At 59.6% G+C, this 12,843-nt stretch carries 14 protein-coding genes and 1 tRNA gene; 9 read left to right on the forward strand and 6 right to left on the reverse strand.

Annotated features, from left to right (window positions below; translation table 11 throughout):
- Positions 1 to 10: 10 nt before the first annotated feature.
- Both SO058_RS09780 and pth read left to right on the forward strand, forming a co-directional pair.
- Complete coding sequence (locus tag SO058_RS09780; RefSeq protein WP_320842815.1) at positions 11 to 1,654, forward strand: DAK2 domain-containing protein; 1,644 nt, start codon at positions 11 to 13, stop codon at positions 1,652 to 1,654.
- 47 nt (positions 1,655 to 1,701) lie between these two features.
- Complete coding sequence (gene pth / locus SO058_RS09785) at positions 1,702 to 2,349, forward strand: aminoacyl-tRNA hydrolase (RefSeq protein ID WP_320842816.1); 648 nt, start codon at positions 1,702 to 1,704, stop codon at positions 2,347 to 2,349.
- Positions 2,350 to 2,376: 27 nt separating this feature from the next.
- On the opposite strand, the gene SO058_RS09790 is transcribed toward pth, so the two are convergent.
- Genes SO058_RS09790 through SO058_RS09800 form a run of 3 tightly spaced genes read right to left on the reverse strand, consistent with a single transcriptional unit; the run spans position 2,377 to position 3,716 of the window.
- Positions 2,377 to 2,646 carry a barstar family protein gene (locus SO058_RS09790; protein ID WP_320842817.1) on the reverse strand — a complete coding sequence of 90 codons (270 nt, stop codon included), beginning with the start codon at positions 2,644 to 2,646 and terminating at the stop codon, positions 2,377 to 2,379.
- Between the two features lie 6 nt (positions 2,647 to 2,652).
- Positions 2,653 to 3,267 (reverse strand): ribonuclease domain-containing protein, encoded by a 615-nt coding sequence (locus SO058_RS09795; RefSeq protein ID WP_320842818.1) that lies wholly within the window; start codon positions 3,265 to 3,267, stop codon positions 2,653 to 2,655.
- A gap of 11 nt (positions 3,268 to 3,278) precedes the next feature.
- Positions 3,279 to 3,716 carry a hypothetical protein gene (locus tag SO058_RS09800; RefSeq protein ID WP_320842819.1) on the reverse strand — a complete coding sequence of 146 codons (438 nt, stop codon included), beginning with the start codon at positions 3,714 to 3,716 and terminating at the stop codon, positions 3,279 to 3,281.
- A gap of 218 nt (positions 3,717 to 3,934) precedes the next feature.
- Here SO058_RS09800 and SO058_RS09805 point away from each other — a divergent pair, with 218 nt between their 5' ends.
- The 5 genes from SO058_RS09805 to SO058_RS09825 all read left to right on the forward strand — a co-directional run bounded on the left by SO058_RS09805 (position 3,935) and on the right by SO058_RS09825 (position 9,265).
- Positions 3,935 to 4,315, forward strand: coding sequence for a BlaI/MecI/CopY family transcriptional regulator (locus SO058_RS09805; protein WP_320842820.1), 381 nt, complete (start codon positions 3,935 to 3,937; stop codon positions 4,313 to 4,315).
- Between the two features lie 3 nt (positions 4,316 to 4,318).
- Positions 4,319 to 7,627: a M56 family metallopeptidase gene (locus tag SO058_RS09810; RefSeq protein WP_320842821.1), complete on the forward strand. Its 3,309-nt coding sequence runs from the start codon at positions 4,319 to 4,321 to the stop codon at positions 7,625 to 7,627.
- Positions 7,628 to 7,868: 241 nt separating this feature from the next.
- Positions 7,869 to 8,996: a sodium ion-translocating decarboxylase subunit beta gene (locus SO058_RS09815; protein WP_320842822.1), complete on the forward strand. Its 1,128-nt coding sequence runs from the start codon at positions 7,869 to 7,871 to the stop codon at positions 8,994 to 8,996.
- A 17-nt stretch (positions 8,997 to 9,013) separates the two neighbouring features.
- Positions 9,014 to 9,133, forward strand: a complete 120-nt coding sequence (locus SO058_RS09820; protein ID WP_320842823.1) for an OadG-related small transporter subunit — start codon at positions 9,014 to 9,016, stop codon at positions 9,131 to 9,133.
- A gap of 55 nt (positions 9,134 to 9,188) precedes the next feature.
- A tRNA-Val gene (locus SO058_RS09825) sits at positions 9,189 to 9,265 on the forward strand.
- A 102-nt stretch (positions 9,266 to 9,367) separates the two neighbouring features.
- On the opposite strand, the gene SO058_RS09830 is transcribed toward SO058_RS09825, so the two are convergent.
- Positions 9,368 to 9,580, reverse strand: coding sequence for a cold-shock protein (locus SO058_RS09830; protein ID WP_320842844.1), 213 nt, complete (start codon positions 9,578 to 9,580; stop codon positions 9,368 to 9,370).
- 225 nt (positions 9,581 to 9,805) lie between these two features.
- A complete protein-coding gene (locus tag SO058_RS09835; RefSeq protein ID WP_320842824.1) occupies positions 9,806 to 10,471 on the reverse strand; it encodes a manganese catalase family protein in 666 nt (221 codons plus the stop codon).
- A gap of 97 nt (positions 10,472 to 10,568) precedes the next feature.
- On the opposite strand from SO058_RS09835, the gene SO058_RS09840 reads away from it, so the two are divergent.
- Positions 10,569 to 11,027: a TspO/MBR family protein gene (locus tag SO058_RS09840; RefSeq protein WP_320842825.1), complete on the forward strand. Its 459-nt coding sequence runs from the start codon at positions 10,569 to 10,571 to the stop codon at positions 11,025 to 11,027.
- A 39-nt stretch (positions 11,028 to 11,066) separates the two neighbouring features.
- Here the strand turns inward: SO058_RS09840 and SO058_RS09845 are convergent, their stop codons facing one another.
- The gene (locus tag SO058_RS09845; RefSeq protein ID WP_320842826.1) at positions 11,067 to 11,312 is read right to left on the reverse strand and encodes a hypothetical protein; all 246 of its coding nucleotides are present in this window, start codon (positions 11,310 to 11,312) and stop codon (positions 11,067 to 11,069) included.
- A 207-nt stretch (positions 11,313 to 11,519) separates the two neighbouring features.
- Here SO058_RS09845 and SO058_RS09850 point away from each other — a divergent pair, with 207 nt between their 5' ends.
- Positions 11,520 to 12,791 (forward strand): adenylosuccinate synthase, encoded by a 1,272-nt coding sequence (locus tag SO058_RS09850; RefSeq protein ID WP_320842827.1) that lies wholly within the window; start codon positions 11,520 to 11,522, stop codon positions 12,789 to 12,791.
- Positions 12,792 to 12,843: the final 52 nt, after the last annotated feature.

The raw sequence follows: 12,843 nt of genomic DNA on the forward strand, positions 1-12,843 counted from the left end.
GAGAGCAGACATGTCACAAACGAAAATCACAGGCGCGCTGTTCCAATCAATGGTGATCGAGGGCGCGCTTGCAATTGCTGAAAAAAAGGTCGAGGCCAACGAGCTGAACGTGTTTCCGGTGCCCGACGGCGACACTGGCACGAATATGTCGCTGACCATGGCGTCCGCCAAGGCCGAGATGGAAAAACTCGCAGAACCTACGCTCGCCAAGGCGGCGGACGCGACCGCGTCCGCGCTGCTGCGCGGGGCGCGCGGCAATTCGGGCGTTATCCTGTCGCTGCTGTTCCGCGGCATGGCCAAACGCCTGCGCGAGCTGGACGAGGCGGGCGGCTGCGATTTCGCGCTTGCGCTGCGCGAGGGCGTGGACACCGCGTATAAGGCGGTCATGAAGCCCGCAGAGGGCACCATCCTCACCGTGTCGCGCGTTTCGGCGCAGCATGCGGTCGAGCAGTGTCAGGCGGAGAGCGAGCTTTCAGTTGAGCAGGTGTTCGAGGCCGTGCTCGCGCGCGGCAAAGAGGCGCTCGAGGAGACCGTGCACCAGAATCCGGTGCTGGAAAAGGCCGGCGTGGTGGATGCGGGCGGCTTCGGCTTCCTCGCCATCCTTGAGGGTATGTTCGACGCGTTCCGCGGCGTCAAAAAGGAGCGCAAAGCGGCCGAAGAGTCCAAGCCGGCAGCTGATTTCAGCGCAATTTCGGACGAGGACATCACATTCACCTACTGCACAGAGTTTATCGCCGAGCGGCGCGACAAGGCGCGAAACGTCGGCCGGATGCGCCAGCTTCTGAGTGAAATGGGCGATTCGCTGGTTGTCGTCGAGGACGATGATATCGTCAAGGTACACGTCCATACGGACGAGCCTAACCGCGCGCTGGAGGAGGGCCTCAAATTCGGCCCGCTGCTGACGGTCAAGATTGAAAATATGCGCGAGCAGCACACAGCTAAGGTGATCGAGGGCACGGCGGACGCGCCGCAGGAGCGCGTGATCGTGCCGCCGGAGAAGAAATACGGGTTTGTGGCCGTCGCCGCGGGCGAGGGGCTGAAAAACGTGTTCACCGATCTGGGCGTGGACGTGGTCGTGCAGGGCGGCCAGACCATGAACCCCTCGACCGACGACCTTGTCCGCGCGGTCGACGCGGTACCCGCCGAGATCGTGTTCGTGCTACCAAACAATAAGAACATCATCATGGCGGCCGAACAGGCCGTGCACCTGTCCGATCAGAAAAAGATCATCGTTGTCGGCACCAAGACCATCCCGCAGGGCATTTCGGCGCTGCTGGCGGCCGACCCGGACGCGGATGAGGAAGCGCTCACCGAAGCCATGCGCCAGGCGGCGCACCAAGTCCACAGCGGACAGGTCACCTATGCCGCGCGCGACTCGGAGTTTGACGGCAAGCGTATCAAGGAGGGTGAGTGGCTCAGCCTGTGCGAGGGCAAGCTGTGCGCCAACGGGCGCGAAAGCTCGGTCATCAAAAAGCTGGTGCGCGAGCTGGTGCGCGAGGACAGCGCGTTCGCCACCGTCATTTACGGCGAGGGCGTGACCGAGGAGCAGGCGGCCGAGGTGGAAGCCCTGCTGCGCAAGGAAAACAAGGATCTGGAGATCACCGTTATCAACGGCGGACAGCCGGTGTATTATTACATTCTGTCGGTCGAATAAGTACACGAAAGCCTCCCCAACGGGGAGGCTTTTTGGAGAGGGAAACCATGTCAGTCTTTGATATTTTCAAAAAATTAGATGCGGAAAAAGCGGGAAACGCGGCGCAGCCGGTCGAATGGCTGGTCGTCGGGCTGGGCAATCCGGGGAGTAAATACGAGGGTACGCGCCACAATGCGGGCTTCCGCGCGCTCGACGCCTACTGCGCCCGCACAGGCCAGAGGATCGATAAGATGAAATTCAAGGCGCTTGCGGGCGAGGGCATGCTCGGCGGCAAACGGGTGCTTTTCTTAAAGCCGCAAACGTTTATGAACCTGTCCGGCGAGGCGGTGCGCGACGCGGCGGCGTTTTACAAGATCGAGCCTGCGCATATCATCGTACTGTCCGACGATGTTTCGCTCGACGTTGGCACGCTGCGCGTGCGCCCCAAAGGCTCGGCGGGCGGACAGAACGGCCTTAAGAATATCATTTACCATCTGAAAAGCGAGGATTTCCCGCGCATCAAGATCGGCGTTGGGCACAAGCCGCACCCGGACTACGATTTGGCCGACTGGGTGCTTTCCAAGTTCACCGCGGACGAGCGGGAAGCCGTCGACGCGGCCTGCCGGGACGCGGTCGAGGCGGCGGCGTGCATCATTTCTGCGGGCTGTCCGGCGGCGGCACAGCAATATAACGGCACGCGCCTTAAGCAGCAATAAAAAAAGAGCACCTATAGGTGCTCTTTTTTATTCGGTCTGCAGCACAAACTGCGGATTTTCCGCCGCCGCATCTGCCAGCACACGTAGCGCAAGCTCGCCGTAGTTGCCGAGGTTTACCACCAGCATTTCGGCGTGGCGCAGTGTCAGCCGGGTGGGCGGGCACGCGGTCAGCGTGTCGTACAGCGCGTCGAGGTTGCGGCCATATTCATCGTCTCGCAGCGCGAGGGCGCGCGCGAAAGCGTCATGCAGCTGGCCGCGGGTGTAAAGCGTTTCTGCGTCAAGCAGCAGCTCCCGCATGTTCGGTCATTCCTCCCCCTGGATGATCGTAAACGTTTCATAATGGTCTTCGGTGTAGAAGATCAGGCCGTCGTTTGAAAAGATGATGCGTTTGGTGCCCCGTTTGTCCGCGCCCTGCGTATCGATGTCGCATTCGGTATAGGACCGCCCGTCTTTTTCGGGCAACGCCCCCTCGTAGTTCCCGAAGTGGTCGCCGCCGATGGATTTACCGGGCGCGTAGGGTTCGAGCGAACCACCCTCCCAGCCGAGCGCCTGCGCCTCTTTTTTCGTGATGTAGTTGAGAGGCAGGCTGCCGTATTCCATCAAATAGAGGGCGACCTCCTCTTTCGAGGCGTACCAGCCCTCCTCATCGAGCACGGTGTCGCCCAGCAGGATCGTTTCGCTGCCGGTGACGGCGGGACCGAGCGCTTCGCCGCCGCTGTCGGCGGGGAGCGCATCGTGATCCGCGTTTTCAGCGGGCTGCGCGTCTCCCGGGTTGGTGGTGACGATCTGCGTCGGCCCGTCTTTGCCGCCGATGACGGCGAAGCCCGTCATGGTATCGCCGTTCCCGCACGCGGAAAGCGGCAGCAGCGACAGCAGCAGCGCGAGACCCAGCGCCAGATTCCTTTTCAGTTGTTTCATAAAATGTCCTTTCAGCCCGCGTTCGGGTAGAACAGCAGGTACAGCTTATGGTAAAATTCCTTGCCGCGGCTGCCCTCAATGTCGCGCAGCTTGCCGTTTACAAACACATAGCCGTCGGCGTTGACGCCGATCGAGTGTCCGTTGCCGAAATGCACGGTCAGGCGCGAGGCGGACAGCTCATATTCCTGCGGATGGAAAAATTTCGGGTATTCGGTATAGGTATAACCGGACAGCAGGGCGATGATATCGGAAACGCGGGCGGGGTCGTCCACCGCGCCGAGCTCGGTGTCGTTTTCGACCAGCAGCAGCGATTCCTGCACGCCCTTTCCGGCGATCTTTTCCAGGCTTTGCGAATGGTTGTTGATATAGAGGAAGCGTCCGGCGACAAACAGCAGCACAAGCAGCAGCGTACCGCAGAGCGCGAACGCGAGGGCCGTTGATTTTCGCATGGCGTAATCTCCTTGCAGCGAGGTGAATAAGGTCATTATCAGCATAACCCAATTGATGACACCTGTCAACGCGGCAAAGTGTAAATAAATTATGACCGGGTATGTAAATAGCGGTACTTTCACCAAATTGTAAACAACGGGCGGTTGACAGGAATATTCTACTGTTGTAGAATGATGGCAAGATAAGTTTTACAATTGTAGAATAGGAGCTGGACACCATGGAGAAACGCAAACGTCTGCCTGACGCGGAGCTCGCCGTCATGCAGGTCATCTGGGCGCTCGAGCCGCCGGTTACGGCGGCAGAGATCCAGCAGAAAACGGTGAAGGACTGGAAAGCGACGAGCGTGCTCACTTTCCTGTCGCGGCTGACTGACAAAGGCTTTCTCCGGTGCGATAAGGAGGGGCGGCAGAACTACTATACGCCGCTCATTTCGCAGCAGGACTATTTGGAGCGCGAAAGCAGGAGCTTTCTGGAGCGGCTGTGCGGCGGATCGGTTAAAAACCTGATGGCGGGTCTGTCGGGCGCGGGCGCACTTTCCGAGAGGGATATGGAAGAGCTTCGTGAATTTCTGGACGCACATGCAGGACAGGAGGAGTAGCTTATGAAGTGGGAGGACCTGTTATTCAGCGCGGTGCAGATCGGGCTGACCGTGTCGCTTGTCGCGCTGGTCCCGATTGTACTGCGGCGGGTGCTGAAAAAGCGCTATCCGGCGCGCGCAATGTGTCTGGTCTGGGCGCTGCTGGCGGTGCGGCTGCTCGTTCCGGTGCAGATCACGCTGCCCGAGCCGCCGGTGCAGGTCACGCCGCGCACCTATTATGTGCTGCAAAACGACCAGCTTACGGCGGGGACCGGACAGAACATGATCGATCCTGCGGATAGCCGCTGGGTGACGCGGCAGCAGGTGGCGCAGATCGACAGGGATAATCCGAATAACCCGGCCTCGGCCACAGCGATCGATGTCAGCGGCCCGCTGGCTGCGCTTTGGCTGCTGGGCGTATTCTGCTTTGCCGCAGCGCAGATCGAGTTGTACCTGCGGTACAGCCGCCGTCTGCGGCGGCACGCGGGGAGCGTGCAGAGCGCGACGCTGTGCAGAGTGTTTAATGAGCAGAAGCGGGCGCTTTCCATCCGGCGCGCGATCCCCCTGCGGGTGAGTCCGGCGGCGGACTGCCCGATGCTCGCGGGATTTTTCCGTCCGGTGCTGTATCTGCCGGACGAGGCGCTCTCCGAGCAGGAAGCAGCGTTTGTTTTCCGCCATGAGCTGACGCACTACCGCCATGGCGACCTGTGGCTCAAGCTGCTGCTCGTGCTCGCGCGGGCGGTGCAGTGGTTCAACCCGCTCGTGCACCTGATGGCGCGATTTGCCTATGAGGACATTGAACTGGCGTGTGACGACGCGGTCGCCCGGCAGATGGACGGCGCGCAGCGGCGCGCCTACGGCGAGACGATTTTGCGCTCGGCGGTCGAGCGGGCGAAAAGGCGTGCGCTCATGTCCTGCTTTAATGGGGACAAGGAAACGCTGATGCGCCGGTTTGAGGGTCTGTTTGACAAGACGGCGAAAAAGCGCGGCATCGCGCTGGTGCTGGCGGCCGCTTTGCTCACAGGCACGCTGGGATGCGCGTTTTCGGTCGGCGGGGAAGCGGAAAAGCTGACGCGGGAGGAAATACTTTGGTTGGCGGAGCAAGCCGCCGAGGCGAAGCTGGCGGACGGCTTTAGCCGCTATACGGTTGTGCCGGAGACGGATACCGCCTTGCTGATTCTGGCACAGGACGGTGAAGACACACAGGAAACGCGCGTTGCCGAACGGCTGTTTTTTGAGAAAGACGGGGACGGCTGGCGTGTTGCAAAAATCGAAACCGCCGCCGCCAAGGCCGACAGCCTGGAAAATTTCCGCATTTTCTATGAAAACGACCTCGGCCTGCCAGAGGACGGCGTGCTCGCCCATTTGGAGGGTGGCACAGCCGAGACTGTCCGCGAGTGGGACGCGACGGGCGACGGTGAAAACGAAAGTTCTGAAACGCGGTACACCTTCGCGGACGGCAGCGTGCTCCTCCTGACCGGTTCGCAGTGGGCGGACGGCAACGGCGAAAATAACCGCACCGCCGCCGATTTGGCGCAGCAATACGGCCGCGCGGTGTCCCATAAGTCGGTGTGGCCGCTGTATGATGTGCTAAGCGAAGACGGGCAGCAAAGGCTCGCCGAGCACCAGCGGAATATCGTAGGCAGCGAGCCGGGCGGCGTGTGGTATACCAAGTTCGGCGGTTCGTCGCCGTCGTACCGCAATTTTGTGGTCGTGCCTTCCGGGGAGCCGGATTCCGCCATCGTGGTGTTTCAGGGATATGGCGGCGGTACGACCGACTTTCGCAGCGCGAATAAGGTGCTGATCGGCAAAGAGAACGGCCGCTCGGTCATCACCGGCTTTGAGGAGTATGATACATGGCAGTCATGGATGCTGACAGAACTGGCGCCGCAAAAAGCGGAGTTGACGAAAAGCAAGTTATTTAAGCTCTATTATGCAACAGGCCTGCCGTGGCCCGAATTATATGGAGGGGCGACCACCACGCCGGATACCTACTATAACGCGGGGCATTACAGCGATCTGATGCAGCCGGTGAGCGCAGCGGAAACCGTTTTCGGCTACTTTGGGGATCAGGAGGAGCATGCCGAGGGCGATCCCCACGAATTCAGGTGGAACCGCTGGTTTTCCGTGTCGCTCCTCATGCAGCAAGGGGAGGAAGCGGTCGTGCGCCTGACGTTTATCGACGGCAGCGAGCCGCTTGATGTGCGGATGCAGAAGAACGGCGATTACTGGCTGCCTGCCTACCTTGTCCAGCAGGACGCGGGGCAGCCTGAGGACGTGCAGGCGGTCGATACGGTACGCGCCATTGAGAGCGTCACGTATACAAACCCGGTCTATGGCTATACGCTTTCTCTGCCCGAGAGCTTTGTGGGAGCCGGATTTATCGACGAGCGCGACCCGGCCAACGTCCTGTTCGGCATGCGGTTCGCAGCGGGGGACGAACCGGGTCAGGAATTCCAATATGGCACAGTGATGAACGTAACCGTGGATCTTACCGCGCTCTTTAAGAAAAATTACGGCGAGGACTGGGCGGCGGGATTCCCGGTGCCCTGCGTGCCGCTTGACGAGCGGGATGGGATGTCCTGGTTCGCGGCGCTGGCCTCGGATGTGCAGTATGACCCGGCGGACGAAGCGAAAGCGGCGGGGTATCGGAAGCTGTACGGCGATGCGGAAGCGATGACTGAAGACGCGCTCTCGTTCGACGGGCAGACCGTGGAGCAGAAGCAGGCCTGCGAAGCATTGCGTCTGCAAAAACAGGGCGAAGCCTATGCCTATACACTGTTCAGCGCGGCAGAGGAGCTATCCGTTCTCGGGTGGGACACGGCGGCAAATCTGGAAGACAACTCCTGCACGGTCACGATCTCCTATTCCAACCTGTCCGGGGATTATGTGTTCCGTACCGTCGAACGGGTGTGGTTCACAGACAAAAACGCGTTGGAACCCGCACGCACGGAAACCTTGCTCAATACGTCGGACGGCGTCCGGTCGATGGAGGCGTTCGGCAGGGCCTACGGAGGCTCGCTCGGCATGCCGGATTTTGAGGGCACGCTGGAAGCCTTGCGCAAAATGGCGGCAAAGTCCGCGTCGCCGGAACCGCCCGACCTGTCCACGCCCGAAGCGTGCGCCGCCACTCTGCTGCATCTTGTGGGCGGCAAGTGGAGTGCCCGCACGGACGTGCAGGACAACGCGGCCGAGTGCCGCGCGACCTATCAATGGGCGGACGGCAGTGTGGAGATCACCATGCGGCGCGCTTCGCCGGACGCGTCCGGACTCTGGCTGCCCGTCGGCTTTCAGATGGAGGACGGCAGACGCTTCCCCGCCGCCGGGCAGTAGCTTTAGCGGGATCTTAGCGGCTTTTGCGCTTGACAGCGGGCTTGTCCCTGTGATACGATGAGGCCAAACAAAGGGGAGTAGTCGGCGCGGGGCACCGCGCGGCATCGCCAACAAGCATGGGCGCGGCGTTTGACCGCGTTCTGGCTGACGCCTGAAATGACCAGACCTGTGTTTCCCAAAGGGAGACACAGGTCTTTTTTTACATGCAGGCGGTGTGGAATCGGAAGGAGAGGTGTTATATATGGAGTTTTTATGGGAGGGCCTGCTTGCCGTCACATGGAAACAGGCGGTCATGTTTGTGGTCGGTGGATTGCTGATTTATCTGGCTATTGAAAAGAAATATGAACCCGCGCTGCTGCTGCCCATGGGCTTCGGCGCAATTCTGGTCAACCTGCCCGCATCGGGCGTGCTCAACCAGATTACACAGGGCGCGGGGGAGACCAACGGCATCATCCAGTGGCTGTTTACGCATGGCATCGAGGCCAGCGAGGCGTTTCCGCTGCTGCTGTTCATCGGCATCGGCGCAATGATCGATTTTGGCCCGCTGCTTGCCAACCCCAAGCTGTTTCTGTTTGGGGCGGCCGCGCAGATCGGCATTTTCCTGACCGTGATCGTCGCGGTGCTGCTGAATTTTGATATTCAGGACGCAGCCTCCATCGGCATTATCGGCGCGGCGGACGGGCCGACCAGCCTGCTGGTCTCGCAGGTGCTGAAAAGCAAATATGTCGGCGCGATCGCTGTCGCGGCTTACAGCTATATGGCGCTCGTCCCTATCATCCAGCCCGCGGCTATCAAGCTGGTGACGACCAAAAAAGAACGCGCCATGCGCATGCCCTATGCCTCAACGCAGGTCAGCCGCCGCACGCGCATCCTGTTCCCAATCCTGGTGTCCATTGTGGCGGGGCTGGTTGCGCCGGCATCGGTGTCGCTCGTCGGCTTTTTGATGTTTGGCAATCTGATCCGGGAATGCGGCGTGCTGAACAGTCTGTCCGAGACCGCGCAGCACGAGTTGGCAAACCTAATCACGCTTTTGCTCGGCATCACCATTTCGTTTTCTATGCGCGCCGAGCAGTTTGTCACGCCGCAGACGCTTCTCATTCTGTGCTTGGGGCTCGTGGCATTCGTGTTCGATACCGTCGGCGGCGTGCTGTTTGCAAAGGTGCTCAACCTGTTCTGCAAAAACAAAGTCAACCCGATGATCGGCGCGGCAGGCATCTCGGCGTTTCCGATGTCGGCGCGCGTGGTCGAGCGGCTGGGCGTCGAGGCGGATAACCAAAACCACCTGCTGATGCACGCGGCGGGCGCCAATGTCGCCGGACAGGTCGCGTCGGTCGTGGCGGGCGGCGTGATTCTGGGCTTCTTCTTATAGGGAAAGGATGGAAAGATATGCAGGCAAATCTGGAAACGGCGGTCGCCCTGCTGGGACAGGGCATGGCAGGCGTGTTCGCGGTGCTGGCGGTTATCGCGCTGGCGGTCGCCCTGCTCGGGCGGCTTGACCGCAGGTAACATGTAAAAAGGGGCTTGCAAACTCCGGTGTATTCTGGTATAGTATTGGATACACGGAGTTGTAGCTCAGCTGGTCAGAGCGTTCGCCTCACACGCGAGAGGTCGTGGGTTCGAGCCCCTCCAACTCCACCAAAATAAAAGGGAGACGCCCGCAGGCGTCTCCCTTTTTCGCCCCCGGAAAACGGGGATAAATAAAAAAGCCGCCCCTTAGGGGCGGCTTTTTTTATGCTGCTCTTACGCGAGGCAGACATTGACAGCGCGCATCTTGCGGCTGTTCTTGGGGTCGGTCTCAGAGTCGAACGAAACGCGCTGGCCCTCTTCGAGGGACTTGTAGCCGTCGCCCTGGATCGCGGAGAAGTGCACGAACAGATCGTCGCTGCCGTCATCATTCTTGATGAAGCCGAAGCCCTTTTCAGAATTAAACCATTTAACTGTACCTGTCATAATGAGGTACCTCCTAAAAAATTTTTAGATCCTCGTGCAAATAAAAAAACCCACGTTCCGTAAATCATCAAAAGAACAATGACTTACACGAAGTGAGTTGATTGATACATTTGGACTATATACACAGTATAGCGCATCAAACCTTGAATGTCAAATTATTTTTTCAAAAAACTTTAAAAAAGTCGCGGGCTGCCCAGAAAACACCGGGAAACCCGCGGCCGCGCCGGATCACATATTAAAAGAGGGCGGCTGGGATTTTGCCGGGTCAAAGCTTTGGCCGCCGGGGCTGGACAGATCAAAATAAATGCGGGAATCGCGGGTCGCGCCCCAGTCCTTTTGCGAACCGTTGTCCTGAATGCGGTTAAACGCTTCGCGGAACATGGTGTTGTGCGCTTCCTCACGGTTCAAAAGAAAATCAATGGTTTCGCGCACACCCTTGTCGTCGATCTGGCGGTACAAATACTGGTAAACCACCTTGGCACGCTGTTCCGCCGCGATATCGGACAAAATATCGGCAGCGGCGTCGCCGGTCTCGTTGACGTAGGCCGCCGTCCAAAGATAACCGCTCGCATTCGCCAGCATGGGGGTCAGGCCGGTCAGCACATGCGCCTCGACGTTGCCGACCGTGGCGTTTTCCGCGTCCAGATGATGGCCGTTGAGCATGTTGACGGTCGCGGAGATCATCTCCAGATGGCAAAGCTCCTCGGCTGCGACATCCAGAAACAGGTCTTTAATTTCAGGATCCTTGATACGCATGGACTGGGAAAGGTATTGCAATGCGCTTTTCAGTTCGCCCTGCGGGCCGCCAAGCTGCTCCTGCAGCATGGCCGCATAATTTGGGTTCGGCCGGTCGACGCGGACAGGCTGCAGATATTCTTTTTCGTGTTTAAACATGATAACACCTCCTGTGCATAGTGTGCACCAAGGTAAAAGCGTTTATTCGCATAGCTTTGCCGTGCGTCCCATATGCTGTTGCAGGGAGTGTGAGAGTATGGCATTGATTGTGAGCATTTTGATTCCGCTGATCGTGGGCGGGCTTGCCGGTGTATTGACGATGAACAGCATGAGCGTTTATGAAAGCCTGATCCTGCCGCCGCTTGCGCCTGCGCCATGGGTGTTTCCGGTGGTTTGGACGATCCTATACATCCTGATGGGCGTTGCCAGCTGGCTTGTTTACCGTTCTGACGCGCCGCAAGACGAGAAAAAAGGCGCGCTGAAGGCCTACGCGGTGCAGCTTGCGGTCAATTTTATCTGGCCGATCCTGTTTTTTAAGCTCGAAAGCTATTTCACCGCGTTCCTGTGGCTCGTTCTGCTGGTCATCCTCATTCTGGTGACGATCGTGCGCTTTGCGCGCATCGACCGGCGCGCGGCATGGCTGCTCGCGCCATATCTGCTCTGGACCGTGTTCGCGGGCTATCTCAACCTGTTCATCTGGCTGCTGAACAAATAAAAAAAGAGGCTGGTTTTTAAACCAGCCTCTTTTTTGTTTTTAGCGGCAGCCGCGGTGCCCGCGCGACTGATGATGCTGATAGTGCTGCGTAGCGTTGCAGCCGCTGTAGCTGCTGCACGAGCCCGTACCGGTGCACGAACCGTCGCATACGCCGTTTACCATGCAGGCCGACGTGCTGCACTGGGCGGCGCGTCGGTGTCCGCCATTGTGGTGCGCGCCCGCCGGCACGGCCAGCGCGCCGACCAGAACCGCCGCGATGATGGCAGTGCTTGCAAATTTCCTCATTTCCAACATTCACCTCGCTTGTTGCAGCTATTCTATCACACAAACGGAACGGTTTCAAGCATAAATCCCGTCAAAAAACCGGGAATTAAAAGGCGTTTTCTTGTCAAGCCGGCCGGATTCGGGATTGAATCCCGCGGGACGATATGATATACTTAACCCGTATGGCGTGCCGCGGGCGCGCAGCATTCAGGAAAGGAATGGGATGAAATGCCCGGTAAAGTGATTTTAGGCGCCCAGTGGGGCGATGAGGGAAAAGGAAAATTTATTGATATCTTCGCGGGAAAGGCCGATCTCGTGGTCAGGAGCCAGGGCGGCAACAACGCGGGGCACACCGTCGTCGTCGGGGAGGAAACCTATAAGCTGCAGCTCATCCCGTCGGGCATCCTATATCCAAACTGTGTGAACGTGATCGGCCCGGGCGTGGTGGTCGATCCCCGCGCGATTTTGAAAGAGATCGACGGCCTTGCGGAAAAGGGCGTGTCCACCGAGAAGCTGTATATCGACGCGCGGTGCCACTGCATCCTGCCCTGGCATCTAGAGCTGGACGCGCTTTCGGAAAAGGCGCGCGGCGGCGACGATATCGGCACGACCAAAAAGGGCATCGGCCCGACCTATATGGACAAAGCCGAGCGCATCGGCGTTCGGATGCACGACTTTGTCGGCGAACGCTTTGAGGAAGCCATGCGAGAAGCGTGTGCGCGCAAGAATAAGGTCATTTCGGGTGTGTACGGCGGGGAACTTATCGATATCCAGGCGGTGCTCGATGAATACCGCGGCTATGCCGAACGCCTGCGCCCGTTCGTGCGTGATACCAGCGTCATCACGTACGACGCGGTCAAGTCGGGCAAGGAAGTCCTATTTGAGGGTGCGCAGGGCACGCTGCTCGACCTCGATATGGGCACCTATCCGTATGTCACCTCGTCCCACCCGGTTTCGGGCGGCTGCTGCATCGGCTCGGGCGTCGGCCCGACCGCGATCGATTCGGTCATCGGCATCTGCAAGAGCTACACGACCCGCGTCGGTAAGGGGCCGTTCCCGACCGAGCTGTTCGACGAGACGGGCGACTATATCCGGGGTGCCGGCGGCGAGTTCGGCACGGTCACCGGCCGCCCGCGCAGAACGGGCTGGTTTGACGCAGTCATCGCGCGGTACGCCGTGCGCGTCAACGGTCTGACCGACCTTGTCATCAACAAGATCGACCCGCTGCGCGGCCTGCCCACGCTCAAGGTGTGCGTCGGCTACCGGTTCAAGGGCGAAACGCTGACCGAGTTCCCGGCCGATTTTGCCGACCTCGCGCACTGCGAACCGATCTATGAGGAGTTTGAGGGCTTCAGCGAGGACATCACCGCATGCCGCACGTGGGACGAGCTGCCCGCAGCGGTGCGGCACTATATCCAGGAGCTCGAGCGCATTGTCGGCTGCCCGATCACGATGCTGGGCGTCGGCCCGGCGCGCGACCAGGTGATGACGATCAAGTAAAGGGTTTTGCTGAGGCGCAAAGCGGCGTTCACTGCCGCTTTGCGCCTGTTTT

Origin of the sequence: Agathobaculum sp., assembly GCF_034098985.1 — a bacterium.
Lineage (GTDB): Bacteria > Bacillota > Clostridia > Oscillospirales > Butyricicoccaceae > Agathobaculum.

What these genes read in the sequence shown, in the direction of transcription:
- SO058_RS09850 (WP_320842827.1), top strand. Translation starts at nt 11,520, where the DNA reads ATGCCCGGTAAAGTGATTTTAGGCGCCCAGTGGGGCGATGAGGGAAAA.
- SO058_RS09800 (WP_320842819.1), bottom strand. Translation starts at nt 3,716, where the DNA reads ATGCGAAAATCAACGGCCCTCGCGTTCGCGCTCTGCGGTACGCTGCTG.
- SO058_RS09810 (WP_320842821.1), top strand. Translation starts at nt 4,319, where the DNA reads ATGAAGTGGGAGGACCTGTTATTCAGCGCGGTGCAGATCGGGCTGACC.
- SO058_RS09815 (WP_320842822.1), top strand. Translation starts at nt 7,869, where the DNA reads ATGGAGTTTTTATGGGAGGGCCTGCTTGCCGTCACATGGAAACAGGCG.
- SO058_RS09820 (WP_320842823.1), top strand. Translation starts at nt 9,014, where the DNA reads ATGCAGGCAAATCTGGAAACGGCGGTCGCCCTGCTGGGACAGGGCATG.
- SO058_RS09840 (WP_320842825.1), top strand. Translation starts at nt 10,569, where the DNA reads ATGGCATTGATTGTGAGCATTTTGATTCCGCTGATCGTGGGCGGGCTT.
- SO058_RS09790 (WP_320842817.1), bottom strand. Translation starts at nt 2,646, where the DNA reads ATGCGGGAGCTGCTGCTTGACGCAGAAACGCTTTACACCCGCGGCCAG.
- pth (WP_320842816.1), top strand. Translation starts at nt 1,702, where the DNA reads ATGTCAGTCTTTGATATTTTCAAAAAATTAGATGCGGAAAAAGCGGGA.
- SO058_RS09845 (WP_320842826.1), bottom strand. Translation starts at nt 11,312, where the DNA reads ATGAGGAAATTTGCAAGCACTGCCATCATCGCGGCGGTTCTGGTCGGC.
- SO058_RS09805 (WP_320842820.1), top strand. Translation starts at nt 3,935, where the DNA reads ATGGAGAAACGCAAACGTCTGCCTGACGCGGAGCTCGCCGTCATGCAG.
- SO058_RS09835 (WP_320842824.1), bottom strand. Translation starts at nt 10,471, where the DNA reads ATGTTTAAACACGAAAAAGAATATCTGCAGCCTGTCCGCGTCGACCGG.
- SO058_RS09795 (WP_320842818.1), bottom strand. Translation starts at nt 3,267, where the DNA reads ATGAAACAACTGAAAAGGAATCTGGCGCTGGGTCTCGCGCTGCTGCTG.
- SO058_RS09780 (WP_320842815.1), top strand. Translation starts at nt 11, where the DNA reads ATGTCACAAACGAAAATCACAGGCGCGCTGTTCCAATCAATGGTGATC.